This window comes from Sporosarcina psychrophila (assembly GCF_001590685.1).
In the GTDB taxonomy this organism is placed as follows: Bacteria; Bacillota; Bacilli; order Bacillales_A; family Planococcaceae; genus Sporosarcina; species Sporosarcina psychrophila.
Genome location: NZ_CP014616.1, coordinates 921,283 through 946,049, shown reverse-complemented (window position 1 = coordinate 946,049; position 24,767 = coordinate 921,283). Strand labels below are relative to the sequence as shown.

Here is a 24,767-nt window from a genome sequence, read left to right as displayed (position 1 = left end):
ATTATTTTCCTCCTAGTGTCTCTTCTCCTCGTATTTTCAAATAATTAATAGAATCTACTTTTTGAAATGCTCCTCTAGTTGTCTCATCCATTGGATAAAATGGGTTTAACTTTCCTTTATAAGGATGTAGTGGAGCTCTTTTAGCATTACTGATATTATGGTACCTAGTTGAAGCTTCATATAATGGCCCAATACCTTTTTGTTGTGAATGATGTAACGTTGCAACACTACTTGCATCATCAAGAATAGGAGCAAGTCCGTATTTCGCAGATGCTTCAGCATTTGTTAATCCGCGACCTTTTTTAGCACCTTGTGTTCGGACCATATCCCAATTAATATCTCCTCTTTGATATACCTTATAAGTAAACCCTGTGCCATCTTTACCTGCATTATACTCTACACTTCGAGTAAAATATTTATTATTCTTATAGTCCTTTAGATATTGATAAGTTTCTTTACCCGTACCCTTAGTCACGATATCCACATTCTTTACTTCAACCTTAACATCGGTAGCTCCATTTTTGATACTCGTAGGAATATCCGTTTTTGCGAATGGCGTATTGAATGTAAAGGCATTTGGCGTACCCAATTGGTAATGAGTATTAGTTAAGAGATCTAGTTGATTTTGAGTTTTGCCCAGCGGACTGTTGACGACATCTTTGTAAATTGGAGAATAGATGGACTCCATCTTCTCTGTACTTACCACTTTACTTACTTGATTTAGATCTTGTGCTTTTCCGGTTAATTTCACACCCGCACTTGCCCAGTCAGCGAAGGGAATCATCGCTCCCAAAGAATGGGTTGCATTTAATGTATCCCCTCTCGCAGCATAGATAACTCCATTTACGCCATCTGCTACTTCACACAAGCCCGGCAATATCTAAGACAAACTGAAAAGTATCTAGTACTTTGTTTTCCTTGGAGTAAGAAGTCACTTTCAGTAGAAGACGAATTTATTATAGAGCTGTGAAAAGTACTAGGTCTCGGATTAACGCCCACTTAATTACAATAAGTATAAAAATATAAAGAAGCACTTGTCGCCTATTAAAAGGCAATCAAGTGCTTTATTGTTTACTTTTTTTCAAATTCCTTCATTCTCTCTATTAAATCTAAATCTGGCTGTTCTTTGTTTTGGCTTACATATTTATATTCAAAATACTTAATTCTAGCTGTTGGGCCAAATTCACTTTCATGCCAATTTGTATAATCAAAATGTACATTTAATTTTCCTGTATCATTTATTAATAATGTCACTGAAAACCAAGGTTCTTGGTCGTTATCAATAAAAACTTTTTGAAGTTCAACAGTTAGTTGCAATAATTTATGTAGTTCTTTATTATAAGCCCTCTTATCTATACTATATAATTTTGGAATATAATGTGAATAAACGTGTTGCTCCTCACCTTGGGGTGTAAAAAAGAAGAAAACTCCTCCTTCTCTCTCCTTAACTTCACCATTAAAATAGAAATTATCCCATTCAGTTGGAATCATATCATTAACCTGTTGTGCAATTTTATTATATAACTTGTTTAATTCTATTTCAAAACTCATCAATATCAGCCCCCTGATTTATTTGCAATCTCACGAATCACTGGGAATTGTCCTTCAATTTCATATTCGACCATAAAGGAATCAGGTCGCATTGAATTATTAGAATAGATTGGATCAATGCTAATAGAAACTTTCTTCGGTGGTATCTCTTTCAATGCATTGGCCCACTCAGTCTCCATTTCGTACCAAACTCCACCCCTCCTATTAATTTGACTATTTTGTGGTACAAGATTATCAATATCAGGAGGACCATTAAATTGTGCTCCTATTAAATGTCCGCCATCATCATCTGGTAATCTGTCTTTTCCCCCTACATTTGCCTGGGCATATTTATTTCTATCAGCCTTTTTCAATACAAGTTCAGGAGCATTTACATTTACTATACTTCCAAGTTCATCAGTAGTATATTTGTAGTTATTATTGGTTACATACTTAGTATTTGGGAGTAGTTGTTTCTTACCATTTTCACCTTTTATTATGTGCTTTCCGAAGTCAATTTCTTTAACTTCGTTGACTATACCTTTTCCCGTACCCTTAGCCCCAACATCCACATTCTTCACTTCAACCTTAACATCTCCAACTTTGATACTCGTAGGAATATCTGTTTTTGGGAATTGCATATTGAATGCAAGGGCATTTGGCGTACCCAATTGGTAATGAGTATTAGTTAAGAGATCTAGTTGATTTTGAGTTTTTCCTAATGGACTGTTGACGACATCTTGGTAAATTGGCGAATAGATGGACGCCATCTTCTCTGTACTTACCACTTTTCTTACTTGATTTAAATCGTTTCCTTTTAAGGCTAATTTCCCACCCGTACTTGCCCAGCCAGCAACTAGAATCATCGCTCCAAAAGAAAGGGCCGCATTTAATGCATCCCCTCTTGCCGTATAGATAACACCATTTACGCCATCTGCGACTTCACCAACAACAGGTATAAGCCCTGCTAAATCTAATCCAAACTGGAAAGAATCAAGTAATTTGTTTTCTTTGGGTTTGTCGACTTTAACGGTCTCTTCTTCCTTATAGTCAACTTTGGAAACAACTTCATAGAAAACTGTTTGGCCTACAACATACTCTTTAATGAGTAAACCATTTTCATACATATGGTATTTTATATTTTCATCCAGATTCTCTTCGACAGTATTCACTTTTTTCCCTTCAAGGGTTTGAAAAGTCGCTGTAGTAATCATCGTACCAATCAGCTGTTGATGTTCCTTTACCCATAAGTCATTTGGATTTAAGTACACTTTTGGGAACAGTTCCGTTCTAATTTCACTTCTAAACGTCAGAAGATTCCATTGGCTCGGGACGAAGTTTATGTCCTTTACTCCTGCTTGGAACAGTCCTTCCATATCCGTAAGCCACGTGTTCATCGTCTGCAAATCTTGTTCAATGGGATGTAGTGCGGTAGTCTGAGTTTCATCAAATTCATAAAGTTGAGAGATGGTATCATCACGTTTCCTCTTAAAACGAATGACTCCCTCTTGCACTTGTTCCCTTCCAGTCAAAGATGAATACAAAAATAAGACTGGAGGGAACTAAATGAACGAACAATATCGAGTAGTAAAAATCAGTTACTCAGAAGAACTATCATCTGAATCTGAACTATGGTTTAAAAGATTTATTGAAAAAATCTTATTGGATCATGTTGCAAAAGATGATTATAGACTACGAGCTTTAAATCGAGGTGCCTGTGCGTCAAACAAACATGAAAGTTCGAACAATCAAGTTTTCCCTTACATAGTTACCTTGGCATTTCTAACACCCAACTGCTACAAAGTAGTTCACATCACTTCTAAGCCAATCATTTCAAAAAGCGTATATGTCTTCATCCTATTGCGGATCTTGCGGTATATAAATTATCATACCGTCCCTCCCCTCGTCAAAAGTACGCGGTAACTATTGATTTGAAGGAGATGCACATCCTTCGCTTTTGGATTTCACTAATTTTCAGACGACCATTCTTCGTCCTTCCTTGCTAAATCTTCACCCAAAGAAACGATTGGGAAATCTAATTCGAGTCCTGGCATGAAAATTCAGTTGTCGCACTATTAAATCTACATCGATATTGGATATGTAAAATGTCATCTCGTCTAATTATCGTACTTTTCGAAATGCCTAAGTATTACAACACTACTTCATAATGGTACAACCTTCATGTGCTATGAATTTCAGTAAAGCATCATCCATGCCGTCCAAAGTTTAAACTTCTCACAAAAAAACAAAAACACATGTTGTCTAAAAGGCAATCAAGTGTTTTAAAGTTGGCTATATAAAGTAATTCATTATTAAACCAACAAGCCTATTTAATTTCGTAAATTTTTGTCTTGTTACCAGTAATAATAATTCGTATGTTAAAAATGTCATCTCACTTAATTTATTGCTTTCATCCGCACAATTTATTTTTTCATAATACTTTCCAATAGAACATTTTTATAAACTCTTGATTAAAAATGTATATTCAAATCTTCTCGAATCGCTTTTTCTAAATATTCTTCAAAACTTCTTGCTATTATTTCTTTTCCACCAAAATCAAAGTCAAATGTAATAATTTCTGTATTAGAAGAATTAAAACCTACCGAATTTCCTACACCGTCTATTCCAATAACAATAAAACTCTCATGCCCTTCGGGAAGAATATTTCTAAACTGTAGAGATTTCTCTACAAATGATGGTGTAGCAAAAAATTCCGCCTCTCTCAATCCTAAAACAATTGCTTCACCAACTGCTTCCGAACCATATCTCAAAAGAAACATTTTAAAATCCTCTGGTGATTTTACTTTGAGTTCATCTTCAGCTTGTATTACTTCCTCTATATTAACGGGCCCACCAAAGGCTTCAGGGCACATTTCAAACTCTTCATCAATCGCATTTAACAATTCTATTTTCATTCAATTATCCCCCTTTTAATCATTTCATTGGCATATCTTACTTTCCAATATTCTTTACGCCATTTATTGAATTCCTGCCTAGCTTCTCCGCCGCCAACTCCTCCCTTATTTCCAAATGGATGCTGTCTTTTGTTTCCTAGATCATGGTATCTACTAGGCATCTCAATTATTGGTCCCTCAACTTTTTGTTCAGTTACCATTAACAGTACCCTTCATGGGTTCTGAATTTCAAGCTGGTCTCATTCATTGTTTTATCCTTAAATTGCTCACAAAAAACAACACCTGTTGCCTAAAAGGCAATCAGGTGCTTTATGGTTAGCTATATAAAGTAATTCATTACTAATTCTATCTGTAAACCCACGAGCTTGTTTAATTACGTAAGTTTTTGGCTAGTTCCCTGCAACAATATTTCGTATGTTTCAAATGTCATATCGCCAGTTATCATATTTATTTTTCATAACCCAAGTATTCTTTGGTACAATCTACATGAGTTATAGATTTTGACTAACCTCAGTAAGATTACTTTGTGAGTGGTAGACTAATAGAATATTGCTATTTCTAATTATTTGCATGTTTTTTTAATTATCTTGAAGCCCTATTACAATCCATTCATCTACAATATCCCAGAAATCCACATTATATTCAGGCTTATCATTGGTAAACCATAATGTCGCTACATCATCGATACAGTTGTTTAAATCTATAGCAACATATCCTCCCATGCCGTTTTCAAAAAAACCATATGTTGTAGCCATATTAATTCCTAATGGTTCATCTAATTCTTCAAGTATTCCCCATTCATAATCCTCAAAATGAGTACTGCTTTCCACTGGTACTAGTCCCATAGCTCTACTTGGCAGATAATAAAACCCATTGTGTAACTTTTCATAGAACCTCTTAATAGATTCTGGAACATTTGACCAATCTTGTTGCATTTCTGAAATATAAATAGAACTGGTCGGTATACCACCTTCGTAATAAAGAATTTCGTCATTTTCACTCTTTACGCTGTATAGTACTGCATATTGTCCATTATCTACAATTAGTTCAAATTCTAATAAATTCTCTTTCAAGTATGATATAGTATTGCTCAATTCTTTTTCACACACATCATTCCATAAAGCTATTAATTTATCTTTCTTTCTAGCTTTATCTGTTTCTTTAAATATCTCTATCCATTTTTCAGGCATATTTTCCTTTTCTATATTGAGTAAGTTTTTGTTAGATACAAACTCTATACTTTTTCTGTATTGTTTTAATGAAGATAACTTATCCACCCGAATTCACTCCTTTTTATTTATCCTATTAAATTCATCTGTCATCTTTTGTATCTCAATTTCTAGTTCTTTTTCTTTTAATATCATTTTTTCCCTAAATACAGGATTCACCAAAATGTTTTCTTTTTTGTAGATGTTCCAATCCGCAAATGATTTTGAACCTTTAGATGTATTAGCTGCTTCACTAAGACCTTTAAAATTCTCTACAAAATTGGCAATTTCCTTCTGTTGTTGGTAAGTCAATGTCTCAAAACCTTCCAAACGAGCTATTTTCTCTAGAGAAACAATATGATCTGCATGCAGTTTTTTTTCAATTATTTTTCCGGGTAAAGCAAAATCCTCAGTTCCAATAATATCATCAATATTTTTATTAACTTCTTTTTGTATTTTAGAAGATGGCGATGCTCTTCTTAATTTAGCATATGTCTCATCGGAAATTTTCCTTTCCCCATATCTTGCACCTTGCGTAATGTTTTTATCCGTACCCTTAGCCCCAACATCCACATTCTTCACTTCAACCTTAACATCGACATCTCCACCTTTGATACTCGTAGGAATATCTGTTTTTGGAAATGGCATATTGAATGCAAGGGCATTTGGCTTACCCAATTGGTAATGAGTATTAGTTAAGATATCTAGTTGATTTTGAGTTTTTCCTAATGGACTGTTGACGACATCTTGGTAGATTGGGGAATAGATGGACGCCACCTTCTCTGTACTTACCACTTTTCTTACTTGATTTAAATCGTTTCCTTTTAAGGCTAATTTCCCACCCGTACTTGCCCAGCCAGCAACTGGAATCATCGCTCCAAAAGAAAGGGCCGCATTTAATGCATCCCCTCTTGCCGTATAGATAACACCATTTACGCCATCTGCTACTTCACCAACAACAGGTATAAGCCCTGCTAAATCTAACCCAAACTGAAAAGAATCAAGTAATTTGTTTTCTTTCGGTTTATCGACTTTAACGGTCTCTTCTTCCTTATAGTCAACTTGGGAAACAACTTCATAGTAAACTGTTTGGCCAACAACATACTCTTTAATGAGTAAACCATTTTCATACATATGGTATTTTATATTTTCATCCAGATTCTCTTCGACAGTGTTCACTTTTTTCCCTTCAAGGGTTTGAAAAGTCGCTGGAGTAATCATCGTACCAATCAGCTGTTGATGTTCCTTTACCCATAAGTCATTTGGATTTAAGTACACTTTTGGGAACAGTTCTGTTCTAATTTCACTTCTAAATGTCAGAACATTCCATTGGCTCGGCACGAAGCTGATGTCCTTTACTCCTGCTTGGAACAGTCCCTCCATATCCGTAAGCCACGTGTTCATCGTCTGCAAATCTTGTTCAATGGGATGTAGTGTAGTAGTCTGAGTTGCATCAAATTCATACAGTTGTGAGTTGGTATCATCACGTTTTCTCTTAGAACGAATGACTCCCTCCTGCACTCCGCTATCATCTAAGTGGGGCAGTCCGACAATATCACTCACCTGATCCATGATACTGTTTGCCTCATCCGTCAAACTATCCGTGAGATGACCAATAAGCGTAAGGCCCTGTTCTAGCTCTCCCTCAAGGAATTGTTCTACTATGTACCCAGATGAATCAGGTTCGAGTGAATGAAGTGCTGCCTCCATCTGCTGAAGCACTTGTTTGAACTGTTCGGAAAACAACTGAAAAAAATGAAGAAATGGTAAATGACATTCCTGGTAAAAGGAACGGATGGCATTACCCCCGGCTCCTTTAAATTGTTCCTCCATCTGAACTAGACCCTCCACTGCATGGTGGATCGCTTCCATCTCACCGCTTAACCTGTCTAACATAGTAATGTTGCGCTGCAGCCCTTCTTGAAATAAATCTACGTCCAATATTTTCATAGGCATTGCCTCATCAAGCGTTTAAAAATAGCTACTTCACAATATTCTTTAGTATACAATAATACCCCACTGGTGAACATTCTTCTCCCCCTCTAGTAATCTATAAACAGTTATTATATTCCATTTTTTCCATAGATGTAAAGGGAGAGGTTATTATATTCCCAAAAATCATGAATTAATATATACAAAGTAGCATATGACTTGAGCTAATGAGCTTCTGTTTTAAGTTTTGATACTGCTCAACAATACAGAAGGAAAGGTGTACGTCATACCAACCTTACTTAATTTCTCTTCTTCCACCTCGTAGTCTTCTGAAATTTAAATGTTCAAAAAATGTGTATAAGTGTTTATACTATTATGCTAAATTATTTCTATGAGTCATTAAATTAAAGTAGCAGGTTAGTACATAAAAGTCCTATAAGGAGTTGATACTTTTGGTTGACAAAGAAACACAGATAAAGATACTGCTATATGGAAATCCATTAGATTTTGCTTGTGAAACTCTGGGTGTTAAAAATATGAGATATCATAATTACTCTAGTGTTTTTACGGTTAGTAAGGAAGAAGTGTATGAATATATCTCAATCAATGGTATCCCACAGAGTGATTCAACGAGTAGATATTCTATGGAAGAAGGCTTCAAGTTTTTTGAGGAAGAAGGGAAATGGTATACCTTTTTTAGAGAAAGGGGTTATATCTATCATGAAAAAAACTTTGATGATTATGAACTTGGAAAAAAATATATAGTACTTATATTGCTACAATTAGCTGGTACTGGACTATATAAGTAGTTGGTTCTATCAATCAGGGGCATCGAAACTGTGAAAGCGAAAGGATATAGAAAGACGTCGATACGTGACGATATCAATGAAACTGCAAAATACTCGGTAAAGCCTTCGGATTATCTGACTGGTAATCTTCAAAATGATTTAGAGGTTGTAAAAGATTTGGTGTAAGGAATGTATCGAAAACGATTGATTGCCTGCATGGGTTTATTAAAAACGATTCATAAAGAGTTGAAGATGGAGTTATTGTTCATATATTTCAAAGTGGATTCACCCGATCATTAATGGAACAAACAAGTTTGTGTGAACTTTCATGATTGAATGAGTGACTTGTCCCGTAAGCGTCAAATAGGCGCTTACATACTTATTGTACTCGTTTGATTGAATTTCAAGAAGAACTGTCTTCAATAATTGGGCTAAATTGTGGGGTAAATTGGATAAATATGAACGAAGGGGATGAATTTTTCTATGTTATGGATTTCTACACAAGATAAGCACAGTTTGATAAATGTAAAAGAAGTTACTGTAAACGGGAAAAAAATAAAAGGCTTTGTTAGCGGTTCGTCTTTAGACGAATGGAGTAAAGATTTAGGAAAGTATGAATCAAATGAAAGAGCATTAGAAGTTCTTAATGAAATATTTAAGAAAATCGAAGAAATCAATGGTATTTCTGCGACATCCGCTATACCTAAAAAGTAAGTTTCAACTTGTTCGATAAATAGGCTCTTTTCTAGAATGAGGTTCTGCACCGATTTAGGAATAGAGTCATTTTGTTGAATAACGCAGGATTTTCTCAAAAACGTGCACGATAACGAAATAAATTTGTGCAGTAATAGGGCCATTTAATGGAGAATGTATGTTAAATTTCACGCAAAATATTTCCAATACCAAAAAGGGGTGTGTATGTTGAATAAATATCAAGAACGTACGGTTTACATTTCAATTGTAGCACTTGCTTTTTTCTTAGTATTATCTTTAATTACACATAATTGGGGATTCTTTTTATGGAGTATATTGCCTGTTTTTATAGTTTTGATGTCTACGTTTTTCACCAATAAGGACAAGAAAAAAAATAGGTGATGAACATACTTATTCAATCATCGGGTGCTATTGTTGAAAATGATAAGCCTAATTCCTCGCCTAAGATACGGAGGGATTAGGCTTTTTTATCTTTGATTGAATGAGTAACGTGTACCCCACAATTTGCATCCCCTCCCTTTGTCTGAATCAGAGCTGCTTTGTTGATTTCAGTAGTATATACCGGCCGCCATGGACGTTCACACGGACGGATCTCATACATCGTAAAAAGCAGACATGTGCTGGTATGCCTGCTTTTTGATTTATTGATATTCGATCAATGATCAGGTACAATATCCCGATTTTTATTAATGTTCACAATGGAGCCGATTCGCTGGACCTCTACATATTAGCCTGTCCAAACACTTGAATAATCATCGTGGGAAGGGAAATATCTTGGCCTTTTCACTCCGATAATAGATATTCACTGTTGTCGGCGGGACATCCTCCGTCTCTTCTAGCATCAGCTGTAGTTCTCCGTTTAATTTCTTCTCTTTTAACGACTAACGGATGTCTTACATTAACAGTTATCGAGTTCTCTTAGCAGTTGTTGCATTTGTTTTATGCCCTTCCATTGAGAAGTTATGATTGCATAAAGAATTGGTTTGAGTTCAAGGCAGATATTAAACATAAGTGCATTGTTTGACATCCGGACAGCACCTTTATGATGAGGAATCATTTCTCGCATAAAGTTTGCGTTTATGTCGTTTGTAATAGCGGCCGAACCCATCTTCATAAACATTGTTTCAGCTATTTTATTGAAATTATTCAGATATAGATAGAGGTCATATTCTGAATTTGTCAGCGTACTACATTTACATTGTATAGCTAGCATATTTGAGATGCTTTTTGTTTGTTCTGAAATGATATTTGTGGCGATACTTTGCAATTGAAGATTTGTTGTGTACTGTAGTATGTTTTTAGACATTTTAATTGCTGCTAAGTGATGTGGAATCATCTGCTTAATAAAGTTATCTGAAATACTATTGGTGAGGGTAACACTTGTCATATCACAAATCATAGTATTGAGGATATCGTAGTAATGGTCCAGATAGGCTTTTGTCACATGGCTTAGTTCGCAGTTGCTATCCATAAAGGTAAAATCTCCTTTTTGAATAGTGTATGGAAATCGGTATGTTATTGTGTCATCTGATTTCTTATCTTCTACGGTATCAGTTTCCCGATGACCGAATTCCTCTCTATGTTAAATTTCAGGTACCTATGCGTGGCGCTAATCAAGTAATTCATTACAATTGTACAATTATAGAATAAAAATCAGAAAAACTGGAGATTATCTACTTTTTTTATATGTATATTCAGGCGTATGAATTGTTTGTCTTTGTGCGACGCAAGTACCCAATAATTTACCCAAACAAAAAACGACCTCATCACAAGATGAAATCGTCTTCGTTTACTATATGTTGTTGCTATAATGATGCCAAAAACTGTGATTTTACTCATTTCTTCGCCGCTTATTTAACCATATACTTTCCAGTCCAGTCATACCAACACTTCCGCTTAAATTAAGATAAAATAATCAATATCCTGATTTCAGGCAATTAATTGCTTAATAATAATTTAGGCATACTTATGATTAACGACTAAATTAATATCTGCCGAACAATAACAGATGGCAGAGGATTCCATTTGAATAATTCATGTGAAAAACATCCTGAAATTACATCAATGCGTGTGGAGTTTTGCTCAAAGCTGAATTTTGATTATCAACCCCATTGCTTGACACCATCAATTTTGTCGATTTAGTTTGTTAGACTGTTAATCTAAAATTGGCTTCAACCTTCTCTTTTACACACTAATTATCTCTCTCATAGTTCTGTCTTCTCATATGTTCAACAATATACTCGGCATCATAACCTACTCCCTGAAGCAGTGAGGACCCCCTACGTGATTGCCATGGTAGACCTAAAAAATAGAGTCCTTTTATTAGGCTACCCCCCCTGTTGTGAATAATTTCTTTCTTATTACCAATCATATCTTCCATTCTTAGCCATTCGTACTCTTGTTGGAATCCGGTTGCCCATATTATGTTGCTCACTTCTAAAGTAGTTGAATCCTCGAATATGATTGAGCTATCCAAAGCACTTGTTACTCTTCCCTTAAGAATAATACCGCCCTTTTTTATAGCATTTCTCAATTCAGTTCCGAAGACCGGATCGCCTTTCCCCCGAATTATGTTCCCAAAAAATGATGTGTTAGTTACTTTTAATATTCCCAATTTATCAAACCACCAAAACACACTTTTCCCAGCAATAGTTAATGGGAAATAACTAAGCTTTTTACTTACTGCTATATATGTTTCTTTTTCTTCTGCAATTTCAACTGCGATTTGAGCACCACTATTACCACCTCCTACAACAAGAACATTTCCTTTTTGTAATTGGCTAGGATTCTTATATTCAGAAGAATGTAACTGTACAATATTTCCGCTAAGTAAATTCGAAAATGCAGGGACCCGTTTTTTTTGAAATGGTCCTGTGGCTACCACCATGTTTGTCGCATTAAATATACCTTTAGTTGTTTCTACACAAAAACCGCCTTCAGTTTTTATTACACTTAGAACTTCAGTATCCATTTGAACTGGTAATTCCAATAATTCTAAGTAGAGCTTTAAATAATCCGCAACTTCATCCTTAGTGGGAAAACTGTGTTGTTTGCCCTCTAGGGAGAGACCCGGTAACGAGCTGTACATTCGAGGTGTAAAAAGCTTCAAGGAGTCGTATCGATTTTTCCATATCTCGCCCACAGTTTTCCCTTTATCAATAATTAAAAAACTTACTTTGTCATTTTTCAAATAATAGCCCATTACGAGCCCTGCCTGTCCAGCCCCTATAACAACAGTCTCATAGCTTTTAATGCAATTCACTTTTTCACTTTCAGAACGGAAATATTCACATGTATGTTTTTTTGGCATAGCTATCTTCTCCCCTCATCATTCAAACACCCATTTGAATATAATGTAACTCTATTCTGACAAACAGTCAAACATATATTTGATTGAAAATAAAAATAAACCGTTATTCCTTATGTAAGGAAGTAACGGTTCATTTATTAAAGTAACTTTATTTACTCAAGAGACTTCTTTGATTTGATAAAAACCATACAGCAAGCAATAATCACAAAAGCAACTAATGCTAAAAATGGTATCGTAATAAACCCAAACCAATTTATATATTGGGCACTACAAGGTACACCACTCACGCACGGCTTGATGCCTCCAAAGCCGGGTATCTTCTGCTCTAAATAATGCATGAAAGATATACCTCCTCCAATAAGTGCTAACGGAAGAACGAACTTTTTTACGGAACTGTCATTTTGAAAAGTTCCAATCCCTAATATCAAAGTAAGTGGGTACATGAGAATCCGCTGATACCAACATAGCTCACACGGAATAAACCCTTTTATTTCACTGAAGTACAAGCTCCCAAACGTTGCAACTAATGAAACAACCCAAGCGCCATATAATAAATATCCCTGCGGTTTGGATTCCTTTCTTTTAGTACCCTCCATCAGTCTTTATCCTTCATCTCTTGTTCTATTGCTGACTTAATGGCTTCATAATCAAAGGGGTCCTCCATCATTCTTCCGTTTATCACAATGGACGGAGTCATTGAAATTCCTGCTTCTCTTACTAAAGCTTCATCGATTTTAACGCTCTCCATTGTCGCTTCCTTTTCCATGTCTTCTTTCAACAATGTTTGATCAATCTCAGGATAATCACTTGCAATTTCCAGTATCTTTTCAGGTGTTATCCATAGTCCATCATGATTTTCAACAGGCTGTGCATCAAACAGTGCTTGATGGAACGTCCAATACGCATCGGGGTTCCGCTCATAAACGGATTCAGCGGCAATCGATCCTAAAGTCGATTCTTTACCGTGGAATAATACGTTCACGAATGAAAAGTTAACTTTACCTGTGTCGATATAATCATTAACTAATTTCGGATAAATTATTTCCCCCCATGTTTTACATGATGGACATTTGAAATCACCGAATTCAACTACCGTTACAGGAGCATCTTTCTCTCCCAGTGAGGGCTGCCCAGTGACATCGATTTGCTTTATATCTGTTGGCAAGGATTCTTGTTTATTGCTGAGTACAGCGACTGCCGCCAATATTAGTACTACCGCAAGTGTTAATACAACTATAAATTTCATATTTGAATTCTTATTCTGTTTCATCAAATACCTCTTCTCTATTATTTTTCTACCCAATTATTGAATGCTAGCTATTAATCCTAAATATAGCGAAAGGATACAGAACATTCCCATGAAAAAAGAAACACTAGCGGGAGCCTTTTTCCTGAAGCTATATAAGATAAGCCACATGAAGATGATCGCCACTATGAAAAACATTGTACTTATTGTATTTAATCCGAATTGCACATGCATTGAAGGATCAATAATCCCTGAATAAAAATAATCGAAGACTGCCGAAGAACCACTACCACCAAAAGTTATCTCAATACTGTGAGGTGGTTCCTGTTGGCCCAAGACCGCTGTCGAAACAAAAGTAAAGTAAAGTAGTATGCTTTCGAACTTCAACCATGGTATTGGATTGATTTGCTCTTGTCGTTGCAATTTTCGCCTAATCCAAAATCCATTAATAAAAGCAAAAAATAAAACAGGGATGATGGTCAGATGCTTCAACAGTAAGGCTTGTCCATATGGTAGCATCCATGCGTCCCCATACTCATTCACATCGATGACTAATGTCATAAGATATATTCCTGTTCCCATGATCGTGAGAAAACAGCCAATTGCCAAAGGTGTAAACCATTTTAAATAAGAAAGCCAATTCTCTTGATTTTTTGAACACCAACCAACGATCAGGAGTATACCTACCCAGACTGTAACAGCTAAAAAGTGTAATGAGTGAACAACGAATCCACTCCATTCAGTGAGGGATGCTGCGTGACTTGCCCATCCCAACGCCAAGAGAAAAATGAAAGTAAAAGCTAGAGATATACCAGCCAGTACTTTGCTTTTCAATACCGGAAACAACGAAACAAACAGATAAAAAAACAGTGCAAGTATGACTGTGACATTCCAAGCCTTCCCTACTCCAAAACCACCGAGAACATTTTGCATTGTTAACATTAACCCAATATCTTCATAAAGAAACAAGATGATTCGAATTACGGGTGCAGCTGAAAAGAATATAATTCCTAACACGGAAAGTTGGATCAAGCGTTTAGGGATGCTTATTTTGGGTTTCAGCCGTTCCGGGATAAATTGAAGGATAAATGATCCCATTAATAGCGAAAAACAGAGATACAAAAGACTTTCAGAAATATAAATCCAAACCATTTACTTTTGCCATCTTCCTAGGATCCATCCAAAAAATCCGCCAGCTATCGTAAATAAAATAACAAGGATTAGAACAAGAACATCATTCGATGCTATTTTTGATGAATCTTCAATTGACTGCTCTACAGGTTCTTCTATTGATTCTTCCTTTGGCACATCAGATGTCTCTTGGTTTTCTTCAGTTACTACTGGCTCTTCTAATTCGTCTTGACTTACCATGAATGAATAAGTTCCTTGTATCGGATGCCCATCCGCACCGATAATCTTCCATTCTACTGTATATGCGCCATTATCCAATGGCGACATGAAACCTCCTGTGATCACATTATCACTCACTTGAGTATTACTGATGATGATCTCCTCTTTACTCTCGTCAAAGACCTTCACAGTACTTGTCGATTCGATTTTCGAATTAAATTCCAATACAATTTCATAGACATCTTCAGTTATGTATTCCCCGTCAGCCGGTGAGGAAATCGTTAAACCGGTATGTGCAGAGACAGTGGTTGTAAATGTGAACAACAAAATTAATGTTGCACTAATAATCCTCTTCATTGCTTCTCTTCCTCTCAATAGCGTTAAATCAAAATTTAGTGTACAAGAAAAGAAACATACTAAAACGTTTCTTTTGGAAAAAACACGCATTGTTCACAGCTACCATAAGATAAAGACATAAAATTGACACACATATTAGTTGTTGCTAATATGATAATAACAAATCATATTAGTCTTGTCTAATATATAAGGAGAGATATCATGAATCAGACAGATTTAGATCTTAAAGTAAAGTTTTTACGTGCATTCGGAGATAAAACAAGGGTTCAAATATTAGAGTGCATCAAATATGAGGAAAAGACTGTATCACAAATTGTTGAAAGTATAGAAGGTAATCAGTCAAATATTTCGCAGCACTTAGCCTGTCTCAGAGGGTGTGGGATCATTGTAGGAAGACCAGAGGGAAAATACGTCTACTATGGATTGCGAAATCAGCAAGTTAAAGAGTTGTTAGACACATTTGATAATGTACTTAGTCAAATTGAAGGCAATGTTGCTTGTTGTGAAAATCATATAAGTTAAGGGGGTGCGAAAAATGGACAAAAAATGCTGTTCGAGCCAAATAGAACCCCCAAAAGTAGAGGAACAAACAAATTGCTGCAGCGGCAAAGAACTAGAAAAGACTTCGATTGTTTCAGTCGATTGTTGCACTAATTCAAAAGAAATTCTAAATCCGGTTAACGTAAACCTCAATGAAGGATTGAAAGAGGAATTTCGAGTTTATGGAATGGATTGCCCAGCTTGTGCGGTGACAATTGAAAAAAGTCTAAGCACTCAACAAAGTATCAATGGAGTAGACGTAAACTATAGTACAGGAAAAATGCAGGTTAGTTCGACTGAAGAACTTGAATTTGAGTTCATCCAAAAACAAATGAAGAAGCTTGGTTTTGAAGTTGAACCTATTAAAGTTAATACCAACTTGAAGAATTACTTTATTGAAGGCATGGATTGTGGCTCTTGTGCCTTAACAATTGAAAACCACTTGAATAATCTTCCTACTGTCAAACACGTTCAGGTGAATTTTTCAACGGGCAAAATGAAGATTGAACATGAAAATAGCCCAGAAGACATTATAAACGAAGTTGCTAAAGCTGGATTTAAAGCGTCACTCATCACTAACAATAAGCAGACGCCTTCCTCCACACGTTCTAGTAATCAGAATTGGGCTGTCATTTTTTCAGGTATATTAATTACGCTAGGATTTATCGGCTCTTACACGGGAATTTCTCCTTATTTAACGATAACAATGTACGCGATCGCGATGATAATTAGTGGCTATAAACCAGTGAAGAGTGCTTATTATGCGATTAGAAGCCGTTCGTTAGACATGAACGTCCTCATGTCAGCTGCTGCAATCGGGGCTGCCTTTCTAGGCGAATGGCTTGAAGGGGCCACCGTTGTTTGGCTGTTTGCATTAGGGCTTAATTTGCAGAATCGCGCCATCGAAAAAACACGAAAATCGATTCGTGGACTTATGGAGTTAGCTCCTCCAGAAGCTTGGGTTAAAATTGGAAGCGAATTAATCAAAAAGCCTGTTGAAGAGATAGCAATTAATGACCTGATTGTCGTGAAGCCTGGGGATAGAATCCCATTAGACGGTGATGTGATAGAAGGTGAATCCAGTGTCAATCAGGCCGCTATAACTGGAGAATCCATCCCTGTCGATAAAGAAAAAGGTAGTTTCGTGTATGCAGGTTCTATAAATGAACATGGCTCACTAAGCGTTAGAGTTACGAAACTTATAGAGGATACAACTATCTCTAAAATCATTCATTTAGTTGAAGAAGCTCAAGAGAAAAAGGCGCCTACAGAAGCATTTATTGATAAATTCGCACGTATTTATACACCTGTTGTATTCATACTTGCTCTTTTAGTCATGCTCGTTCCCCCATTACTTGGATTTGGTGCTTGGGATGAATGGATATATAAAGGGCTAACGCTGTTAGTGATTGCATGTCCTTGCGCACTCGTTATATCGACCCCAGTTGCCATTGTTTCAGCTCTTGGAAATGCTGCCAAAAATGGCGTTCTTATTAAAGGTGGAGCATTCTTAGAAATTGCAGGAACAATTAATGCCATCGCCTTTGACAAAACTGGAACACTCACTGAAGGAAAACCAAAAGTTACTGATGTAGTAGTCTTTAATGATTCAGAAGAAAACATGTTATCAATCGCTCGAACGTTAGAGGAATACTCCACACATCCCATCGCTAAAACAATAGTGGACTACGCGAAAGAGAAAGGCATTCAAGCAAAGAATGGTTCAGAGTTTAAGAACCTTGCAGGAAAAGGAATCCAAGCAACAATCGGTCATGTACTCTACTTTGCAGGAAACAAAAAATTGTTTGAAGAGGTCAACACCCATATTGATAATCATCTTGACGAAATTCTAAGACTGCAAAATGAAGGGAAAACCATTATCATTATAGGGACGGTCGAAAAGATTTTAGGGATAATTTGTGTTTCAGATACAATCCGAAAAGCAACTAAAGTAACGATTGTAAGCCTAGAAAAAATAGGCGTTGAACAAGTGGTCATGCTGACAGGTGATAACGAAGGGACTGCCAAAGCAATCGCTTTAGAAGCCGGCGTGAATCGCTATTTCTCTGAATTATTACCAGAAGAAAAAGTAGATGTGATAAAAAAATTGCAAGAAGAAGGCTATCGAGTAGCCATGGTAGGTGATGGTATAAACGATGCCCCTGCACTAGCTACTGCAAACCTTGGGATAGCGATGGGTGGTGCTGGTACAGATACCGCAATGGAAACTGCAGATATCGTTTTAATGGCAGACAACTTAGACAAACTGCCACATACAATTAAGCTAAGTCGAAAAGCATTATCCATTATCAAACAAAATATTTGGTTTTCGATAATCGTAAAGATCGTAGCTTTACTATTAATTCTCCCTGGCTGGTTAACGCTATGGGTTGCTGTATTAAGTGACACCGGTGCTGCGCTGATCGTTATTTTAAATGCACTTCGTCTATTAAAGGTCAAAGGATAGTAACTATATAACCCTTGACGAAATGGATGTCACGTAAATTGGTATTTGAATTCTCTTCACAAATGATAAACTAAATAGTGTTGAGTCAAAAAGTGCCTAAAACCTTTACGGTTTCGGGCACTTTTTGTGTTGTTTATTTGATGTTAATATTACTAAATAATACCCTTTAAACCAAAGTAATAGGGTTTTTAAACCTGGATTTTGGCTGTATGGAATAGTTTTAAGTATAACCTTGCCTAAAATATACTTAAAGTCACATGCTATTTGTAATTTAAAGATTTCTCAATATGGAGACGGAGGGAGTAATAGTGTCAGGTACCTGCTCGCAGAACTAATTAGTTAATTCACTATAATTGTGTAATAATAGAATAAAAATCAGACAAATTGGCACCTGTTTGTTTTTTTTGTATGTTTATTCAGGTGTGCGAATTGCTAGTCTTTTCTTGACGTATAGGTACCACAAAATTAGATTTCCAGAAAAAGTTTCAAAGGGAAAACCGCAAACAAAACAAAAAAAGAGTAGCCAAAGCTCCCCTTTCAAAAAATATTTAGCCAACAATCGCGCTCGTTTACTTTATTAAATCTACTTAAAATAATTGTTCCTATGAAAAATATTCGAACCAGAAGATGAATCCAAATAAGGTAATAAAAGTTAAGGTAAGCTGGATTAGTGATACCTGAAAGTCTTTTTTGTTATCCGAAAATCTCCATTCTATATATGCTTGAACACCGATTTGAGTTAGTATAAAAAAACCACATATTATATATGTTATAAAGGGCTGACTAGTAAAAAGGATTGCACTAATTATAAGAGAAATCATAAAAACTATACGGAGTGTCCAATCGACTTTTTTATGAAATTCATTTATATGATTATATGAAAACCATTTCTTTTTACTTGCACCCATTCTATAACGAAAAACAGCTGGAATAACGCCAACCAGTAAAATAGCAACTGATAGTATTTTAATAAGTTCTACCCAAAACCCGGGTGGCATTCCAGGGTACCCCATTTAAAATCATCTCCATTCTAAATTCCTTCCACTTCTACCACTAACTATATTATTGCAACGTACACAGGCAGCACTTACTCAATATGCCAATGGTTCAGGAATAATTGCAAGGGGAATAGCCCCGTACCGCCTACCCCAATATATGAACTTGCTAAAGCCCCATTTATAAGGGTTAAACGGGTGTCACAAAGTGCTATTATCGCTATAAAATGTTGCTTTTATTTTCTATTAGATAACTCTTTCCCCTCCCCATAAATTCAGCTTTTTAATATATCCTATTCAATATCTTTATACTCTGTAATAAGAAATCCAACTTTAGATGTTTGATGGTTTCGACCTTTAAAGTCTCTTCCATCAATACCATAGGCTGACCATCCTTCTTTCCCAATGTAAAAAGTCAGTATGTTCTTGTATCCGAACTTTTTAGCTACTTGATCTTCACTGATGAATTTTAACTTGTTTTGAGTTAGAAACTTACAGATTCTCTCTTGTGAATTATCCATTTTTACTCATCCTCTCATTTTTAAATGAAATGTTCTTTTATTGTTTGATGGGAAAAGAGTAGCCGATTGACTACCCTTATACAAGAGTACCAGTTGCCCACTAGCGTTGCATAGCAGTAAAATAACGTAAAAAATGATTGGGATCAGAAATAAAGTTAAATTAATACGAAAAAAGGGCTCCTTCTGTAAAATGAAACTGACGACTAATCAGTTATCTACTCTACAGAAAGGAGCTTCCTTATGAAAAGTGTATACGAAAACAGAGTATTTCGTCAATGTTCATCTCTATTATCAGTTAACATTTTGGCATGTCCATTGATGTAAATTTTTGTCTGCCTGTGCATCACACAATTCAAATTAATTCTGAATCGTGTCTGAATTGCACCGTGCACAGGCAGCACTAATTCTGTAGACGCAATGTTTGCTATTCCATTGCTAATCCCAGTTGCAACATGGGCTTTTGAACACTTAATTGCGATGGCTCTCGCAGCGGCTTTAGTTTCCGTTGTTGCCATATCAAAGGACAAAATTGTAGCTGAACTAGAATCACGTTTAAAACGGAAAAACCCAACAATTATCTATAGAGGGGGATCCTCTACGGCTTATAACCTTACGCCTAGAGCCCAAGATACGGGAGGATTATCTTATTATTTAAATATGCCAAAGGGGAAATTTACTCCGACCACCAAAGAAGCTGTCAACGGAATGAAAGTTTTGAAGGCAGTAGTAGATGCAATAAAACCATGTATCTATTAAACCTGTAAAATCTTCTGCTATGAAGGGCTGGATTGATTCAAAACAAAAACCGCATGAGGTCACAAAACTTTTGCAGGCGATTTCAGTATCGTCAAGCAATTAAGGAGTATGATTATGCCAGATTATTTAAATCTTGAAGATGAAGAAATTATCTACTATGTTTATAATTTGAATTGGCACCTACCTCAAGAAATTCAAGATGAGGCAATGGAGATACTCTCCGAGATACAGCCGGAAAAGGTTGGTTTTATAATTCCTAAATACGGAAAACCATGTTGGCAAAATGGTGTACGAATTATCAAGGATATGGGATACCCGAGGAATAAAGAAGCATTGCCCAAACTGGCAAGCTTACTACAAGATAGAAATTGGCCAGGAGCTCTAGAGGCTATTGAAACTTTTGAGCAATTGGGGAAGAAAATAAGTGTTCCACACATTGAAAAAGAATGTGCTGAAGCCATAAAGTGTAATGACAACGACTGGCTTGAGCATCTTTATTTTACCACTGAAAGCCTTGATATAACTGAATTAGACTTTAGTAACCCTGTTACTTATCAGTTAATGAAGAAGGCTGCTGAAGAATTGAATTAGAAGAATAAGCAAAGATAGGCCACTTTAATTTTGTCTTCTTGTGCATCACAAAATTCGAATTAATTCTGAATAGTGTCTAAATTCCACCGTGCACAGGCAGCACTCACTCATCCATATAGTTCAAGGGAATGCGTATGGCTATCATCATCTATCGATATAGCAAAGGAACTATACTGCTGCTTATCAATACGCAACGGTATAGTTCCTAGCATTTTATTTTGTATAATTAATTCTTACAACCATTTTTATCACAAGTTATTTTAGAACTTGTATTTTCCCAGTGGCTAGAATTTTCACTTGTGTTAAATCCGCAACCAGTATTTCCGCCTTTTGTACCATTATGCACAATTCCAGTTGGTGTATGTTTAACAGCCATCTTTATCACCACCATTCACATTATACTTTAAAGTAACAGACGAGGAACGAATGCTCTCTTTTATAGACTACTCTATCTTTCAGCAAACATCAATCATTGCAAATAATCAAAATACTATATTGGCTATACATACCACAAAATATAATTCAAAAATTCACAACATCCATCTGCCTGAGAAGGCAAGAGTCATCTTATCCCACTTAGAGTGAGCCTTGCAATAGCCACATGGGCGATGGAACTACTAAGCAGATTCAGCAGCTTACGTTGCGAATGATAGGTTGTTATTTGTTTTGCCTGTTATTATAAGTTGCCGTTTCTGACGGAGCCGAGCCCTCCGACCCGCAAATCAAGCTCAGACGCCCCGTATGGGGAGATCATTGTCGGATTTTAAAGCAATTCAAATTTAACTGAGAACTTTCATCAGTACTATTAAGTAGTCAGGGCCGATAATTATGAATTTAAAATCATGAAATGCTATTTGGAGATTCTCAATAAAACCGAATTGCTCCAACCATAACCCAATGTTTTTACATGCAAATCCAATTCTAGAGATTCCAATTTTAAAATACATCTAAACTCATCTTTAGGTAAATCTCCTTTATTATAGCCATCAATTAAATCTAATATTCTTCTACTAAAATTACGATATTTGTTATTCAAGGTTACTTTCTTAGATTTGATTAAATACAGCAAACTTTCTTTGTGGTTATCAGGTATCTCTTTATTAAATTCAGCAAATACTTGAGATTGATCAATATGCTTTTTTATTGTATTTAATGCATCCACCTCTGTAGAATCTAACAGTTTAAAAGTTACGATCAAAACGAGTTGATAAATACTGAAAAAGAACATATAGTTTCTTAAAGCTTCAAAATAATTTGAAGGTGGGTTAAATAAATCCAACTCTAGAAAAGTTATATTCATCAAATAGGTTACTAAAATAATTTCAAACAGATACAACGTTATATGTAGAACCATTTTTATAAAGTGTGTTCCAAAGAACTTATTTGCCAAAATGATTAGTATAATAAAGGTAAATAGAACTAATAAAATCCTTTCTTCCATACAAATCTTCCCCTTACATTTCAAAGAACAGGTTGTCTGAAGATTAATAATTCAGCTCTAAGAGCGAATAAAAATAATGGGGTGGAATTGGCTCCTTTCTTTCACTCCAAATTAAATCGTGATTTCATTTTCTATTACCTAAGAACTGAGTAATGGCTAGATTAACTTTCGGAAGATATATCCTATTAGAATAATCGTTTTGAATTAGTTTTGTCTGCCTGTGCACCAGACAATTCTGAATCATGTCCGTATTGCGCCGTACACAGGCAGCACTCACTCCAAACGCTGTACAAGGAACTATTGTGTTTGTTCAAATATCCATGTTAAATCAAACAGTCGTGAATATTTGTTGCACAGGCAACTCTACAAAGAATCATGACACCAACTCAGCATCTTCCATTGCAAGTGTATGGTTATACTCCTCCGCCAACATCGTTGTAACAAATTCAACAGTTGGATCTATTTCTTCAATCATCTCCCTAAGACTTGAGATATCCGTTTTAAAGAATTCTTTTCTATAGTTAACCTTATTGACCCTCTGTCGGCTCAACAATTTATGCAATTTCCCTTCCAAACCAACGGCATCGTCACTAAATACCATTGCATGTACATCAAACTTGAACGGGACTGAAGCACTACCGAGTTCATCTACTCTTTCTTGAGGATCCATTCTTCTTGTCATACCTATCTTGAACAGTTGCTCGCCAAACGAACCAAGGTTTGAAATGATATAGACATATCCCGCTTTACCAAGGGCAAGGCTAGTAATCTCATCTTTCTTGTCTTCAATTTCTTTTACTTGGATTTCGAGTTCCTGGAGTCTTTCCTCCAAATGTCGTACCTTCTCTTGATCTGTTTCTTCTTCCAACAATTTTTTATTTCTAGAAATTTCGATTGAGAACTTCTCCTCTTCCTTCTCCAATTTCTTCTTCTCTTCCGCAAGTAGCTTTCTCTCTGCAGCCTCTTGCTTCATTTGTTCCCTAATCATTCTCTGTTCTTCTTTTTCTTGCTCTCTGTATACGTAATATTTATATTCAATATTAATTAGTTCAATATACAATGGCTCCATCTCATTTAAAAACCTTGTCACGGTTGGTAGAATCGCCATGTTACCCGATGCACTTATTGATAAATACTTTGTTATAATATCTTTAACTGCGTTAATTGAGTCATCAAGCTTGTTAAATTTTAGTTGTAATAGTAGGATTTGAATCTCAGCTTGAAGAGCGATAACCATTAAATTATAAATGGTTTTATTTCCTTTAGTTGTATATCTGTCTTCATATTTACTTAATATGTTTTGGATTTCCTTGTTAGTTGCATTTGATAACTTTCTTAGCTCTCTTGAGTTATCTGAATGTAAGTGTAATCTGATGACTGTGCCTAGTAATCTTTTTTCATCCAATTCTTTGTTCATTTGCTCCAGTTGGTGATATACTGAATCAAAATTAATCGTATGTGGAAATCGCTCATTGAAATTCTTCAATCCAAGAAGATCCGATTTGAATTTCCTAGCTTGATTCTTGTAGCGTTGCACTTCCTTTTCCAAGTCTGTTCGTTCCTTAGTAAGTATTTCTACACTGGATTGGTATTCAGTCACTTTCTCAACAATATCAGCAATGCTTTTTGTTGAATCATGAACAATTTCCTCAGCTTCTTCTTTGGCTTTAATTAAGATGGTCTCACGCTCTTTATTTATTTCTTCATCAAAAACATTGCGTAAAGATTGAATAAATGATTCCTGATTATTTATGATAGTATTGTTTTCGTCTATGAGTTTTTGGCTACTTACCAAGGATTCATTAAGCCCTACTAGCTTGGCCTCTTTTTCTTTAATAGGCATATTCAGCAATTCATTTTCTTGAATTTTTTTATTAAATTCATTTCGTTTTTGTATTTGAATAACTAAAAGAACGATGGCTAAAATGAACGGAACTATTAAAATGCCAAAGACAGTTAGAATGAAAATAGTTGTTGTTGAGTACCACCACTCATCTTTATACTTATTAATTTTACTCAATCCCTTCTCTAAATAATATAATCCCAATACGACCGTTGATGTGTAGTACAATCAGCTGTCTTGGAATAATTCAACTCCAAACCTGA

At 35.7% G+C, this 24,767-nt stretch carries 25 protein-coding genes; 7 read left to right on the top strand and 18 right to left on the bottom strand.

Translation table 11 applies throughout. The features are described 5' to 3' along the window. Position 1 precedes the first annotated feature (1 nt). The 7 genes from AZE41_RS23165 to AZE41_RS22035 all read right to left on the bottom strand — a co-directional run bounded on the left by AZE41_RS23165 (position 2) and on the right by AZE41_RS22035 (position 7,603). Positions 2 to 868, bottom strand: a complete 867-nt coding sequence (locus AZE41_RS23165; RefSeq protein WP_231885766.1) for a hypothetical protein — start codon at positions 866 to 868, stop codon at positions 2 to 4. 203 nt (positions 869 to 1,071) lie between these two features. Then, on the bottom strand, positions 1,072 to 1,551 hold the full coding sequence (locus tag AZE41_RS04480; protein ID WP_067206134.1) for an immunity protein YezG family protein: 480 nt from the start codon (positions 1,549 to 1,551) through the stop codon (positions 1,072 to 1,074). 5 nt (positions 1,552 to 1,556) lie between these two features. Continuing rightward, entirely contained in the window at positions 1,557 to 3,044 is a 1,488-nt protein-coding gene (locus tag AZE41_RS22040) for a DNA/RNA non-specific endonuclease (RefSeq protein WP_197485367.1), read from the bottom strand. Between the two features lie 957 nt (positions 3,045 to 4,001). Next, positions 4,002 to 4,445 carry an SMI1/KNR4 family protein gene (locus AZE41_RS04465; protein WP_067206129.1) on the bottom strand — a complete coding sequence of 148 codons (444 nt, stop codon included), beginning with the start codon at positions 4,443 to 4,445 and terminating at the stop codon, positions 4,002 to 4,004. Then, positions 4,442 to 4,645 carry an HNH/ENDO VII family nuclease gene (locus tag AZE41_RS04460; RefSeq protein ID WP_067206126.1) on the bottom strand — a complete coding sequence of 68 codons (204 nt, stop codon included), beginning with the start codon at positions 4,643 to 4,645 and terminating at the stop codon, positions 4,442 to 4,444. The genes AZE41_RS04465 and AZE41_RS04460 overlap by 4 nt, the downstream gene beginning before the upstream one ends. Before the next feature lie 378 nt (positions 4,646 to 5,023). Next, positions 5,024 to 5,722, bottom strand: coding sequence for an SMI1/KNR4 family protein (locus AZE41_RS04455; RefSeq protein ID WP_067206123.1), 699 nt, complete (start codon positions 5,720 to 5,722; stop codon positions 5,024 to 5,026). Between the two features lie 6 nt (positions 5,723 to 5,728). Beyond that, positions 5,729 to 7,603, bottom strand: coding sequence for a ribonuclease YeeF family protein (locus AZE41_RS22035; RefSeq protein WP_197485366.1), 1,875 nt, complete (start codon positions 7,601 to 7,603; stop codon positions 5,729 to 5,731). Between the two features lie 434 nt (positions 7,604 to 8,037). Here AZE41_RS22035 and AZE41_RS04445 point away from each other — a divergent pair, with 434 nt between their 5' ends. The 3 genes from AZE41_RS04445 (at position 8,038) to AZE41_RS04440 (ending at position 9,087) form a co-directional block, all read left to right on the top strand. Further along, on the top strand, positions 8,038 to 8,394 hold the full coding sequence (locus tag AZE41_RS04445) for a hypothetical protein (protein ID WP_067206120.1): 357 nt from the start codon (positions 8,038 to 8,040) through the stop codon (positions 8,392 to 8,394). Between the two features lie 30 nt (positions 8,395 to 8,424). Then, on the top strand, positions 8,425 to 8,559 hold the full coding sequence (locus AZE41_RS23160) for a protein rep (RefSeq protein WP_231885765.1): 135 nt from the start codon (positions 8,425 to 8,427) through the stop codon (positions 8,557 to 8,559). A 297-nt stretch (positions 8,560 to 8,856) separates the two neighbouring features. Further along, the gene (locus AZE41_RS04440) at positions 8,857 to 9,087 is read left to right on the top strand and encodes a hypothetical protein (protein WP_067206118.1); all 231 of its coding nucleotides are present in this window, start codon (positions 8,857 to 8,859) and stop codon (positions 9,085 to 9,087) included. Between the two features lie 898 nt (positions 9,088 to 9,985). On the opposite strand, the gene AZE41_RS04435 is transcribed toward AZE41_RS04440, so the two are convergent. The 6 genes from AZE41_RS04435 to AZE41_RS04410 all read right to left on the bottom strand — a co-directional run bounded on the left by AZE41_RS04435 (position 9,986) and on the right by AZE41_RS04410 (position 15,350). Next, the gene (locus tag AZE41_RS04435; RefSeq protein ID WP_067206116.1) at positions 9,986 to 10,558 is read right to left on the bottom strand and encodes a DUF305 domain-containing protein; all 573 of its coding nucleotides are present in this window, start codon (positions 10,556 to 10,558) and stop codon (positions 9,986 to 9,988) included. A 720-nt stretch (positions 10,559 to 11,278) separates the two neighbouring features. Further along, the gene (locus AZE41_RS04430; protein ID WP_082786487.1) at positions 11,279 to 12,397 is read right to left on the bottom strand and encodes a flavin-containing monooxygenase; all 1,119 of its coding nucleotides are present in this window, start codon (positions 12,395 to 12,397) and stop codon (positions 11,279 to 11,281) included. A 152-nt stretch (positions 12,398 to 12,549) separates the two neighbouring features. After that, on the bottom strand, positions 12,550 to 12,993 hold the full coding sequence (locus tag AZE41_RS04425) for a disulfide oxidoreductase (protein WP_067206113.1): 444 nt from the start codon (positions 12,991 to 12,993) through the stop codon (positions 12,550 to 12,552). Beyond that, a complete protein-coding gene (locus AZE41_RS04420; protein WP_067206111.1) occupies positions 12,993 to 13,667 on the bottom strand; it encodes a DsbA family protein in 675 nt (224 codons plus the stop codon). Before AZE41_RS04420 ends, AZE41_RS04425 begins: the two co-directional genes overlap by 1 nt. A 33-nt stretch (positions 13,668 to 13,700) precedes the next feature. Then, positions 13,701 to 14,795, bottom strand: coding sequence for a copper resistance D family protein (locus AZE41_RS04415; RefSeq protein WP_067206108.1), 1,095 nt, complete (start codon positions 14,793 to 14,795; stop codon positions 13,701 to 13,703). Further along, positions 14,796 to 15,350: a copper resistance CopC family protein gene (locus AZE41_RS04410; RefSeq protein ID WP_067206105.1), complete on the bottom strand. Its 555-nt coding sequence runs from the start codon at positions 15,348 to 15,350 to the stop codon at positions 14,796 to 14,798. A gap of 201 nt (positions 15,351 to 15,551) precedes the next feature. Between AZE41_RS04410 and AZE41_RS04405 the strand changes: the two genes are divergently transcribed. Next, positions 15,552 to 15,872, top strand: coding sequence for an ArsR/SmtB family transcription factor (locus AZE41_RS04405; RefSeq protein WP_067206104.1), 321 nt, complete (start codon positions 15,552 to 15,554; stop codon positions 15,870 to 15,872). 13 nt (positions 15,873 to 15,885) lie between these two features. Continuing rightward, positions 15,886 to 18,357, top strand: coding sequence for a heavy metal translocating P-type ATPase (locus AZE41_RS04400; RefSeq protein ID WP_067206101.1), 2,472 nt, complete (start codon positions 15,886 to 15,888; stop codon positions 18,355 to 18,357). A 602-nt stretch (positions 18,358 to 18,959) separates the two neighbouring features. On the opposite strand, the gene AZE41_RS04395 is transcribed toward AZE41_RS04400, so the two are convergent. Together AZE41_RS04395 and AZE41_RS04390 are read right to left on the bottom strand one after the other, a co-directional pair. Beyond that, positions 18,960 to 19,370, bottom strand: a complete 411-nt coding sequence (locus AZE41_RS04395) for a DUF4181 domain-containing protein (protein WP_067206098.1) — start codon at positions 19,368 to 19,370, stop codon at positions 18,960 to 18,962. Positions 19,371 to 19,645: 275 nt separating this feature from the next. After that, complete coding sequence (locus AZE41_RS04390; RefSeq protein WP_067206095.1) at positions 19,646 to 19,873, bottom strand: hypothetical protein; 228 nt, start codon at positions 19,871 to 19,873, stop codon at positions 19,646 to 19,648. A 417-nt stretch (positions 19,874 to 20,290) separates the two neighbouring features. Here AZE41_RS04390 and AZE41_RS04385 point away from each other — a divergent pair, with 417 nt between their 5' ends. Next, positions 20,291 to 20,629, top strand: coding sequence for a hypothetical protein (locus AZE41_RS04385; RefSeq protein WP_067206092.1), 339 nt, complete (start codon positions 20,291 to 20,293; stop codon positions 20,627 to 20,629). A 114-nt stretch (positions 20,630 to 20,743) separates the two neighbouring features. Beyond that, a complete protein-coding gene (locus tag AZE41_RS04380) occupies positions 20,744 to 21,220 on the top strand; it encodes a hypothetical protein (protein ID WP_067206089.1) in 477 nt (158 codons plus the stop codon). A 226-nt stretch (positions 21,221 to 21,446) separates the two neighbouring features. Here the strand turns inward: AZE41_RS04380 and AZE41_RS22545 are convergent, their stop codons facing one another. The 3 genes from AZE41_RS22545 to AZE41_RS04370 all read right to left on the bottom strand — a co-directional run bounded on the left by AZE41_RS22545 (position 21,447) and on the right by AZE41_RS04370 (position 24,681). Next, positions 21,447 to 21,596, bottom strand: coding sequence for a hypothetical protein (locus AZE41_RS22545; RefSeq protein ID WP_156475958.1), 150 nt, complete (start codon positions 21,594 to 21,596; stop codon positions 21,447 to 21,449). 474 nt (positions 21,597 to 22,070) lie between these two features. Then, complete coding sequence (locus tag AZE41_RS04375; RefSeq protein ID WP_067206087.1) at positions 22,071 to 22,661, bottom strand: hypothetical protein; 591 nt, start codon at positions 22,659 to 22,661, stop codon at positions 22,071 to 22,073. 373 nt (positions 22,662 to 23,034) lie between these two features. Continuing rightward, positions 23,035 to 24,681, bottom strand: a complete 1,647-nt coding sequence (locus AZE41_RS04370) for a GIY-YIG nuclease family protein (RefSeq protein WP_197485365.1) — start codon at positions 24,679 to 24,681, stop codon at positions 23,035 to 23,037. Between the last annotated feature and the right edge of the window lie 86 nt (positions 24,682 to 24,767).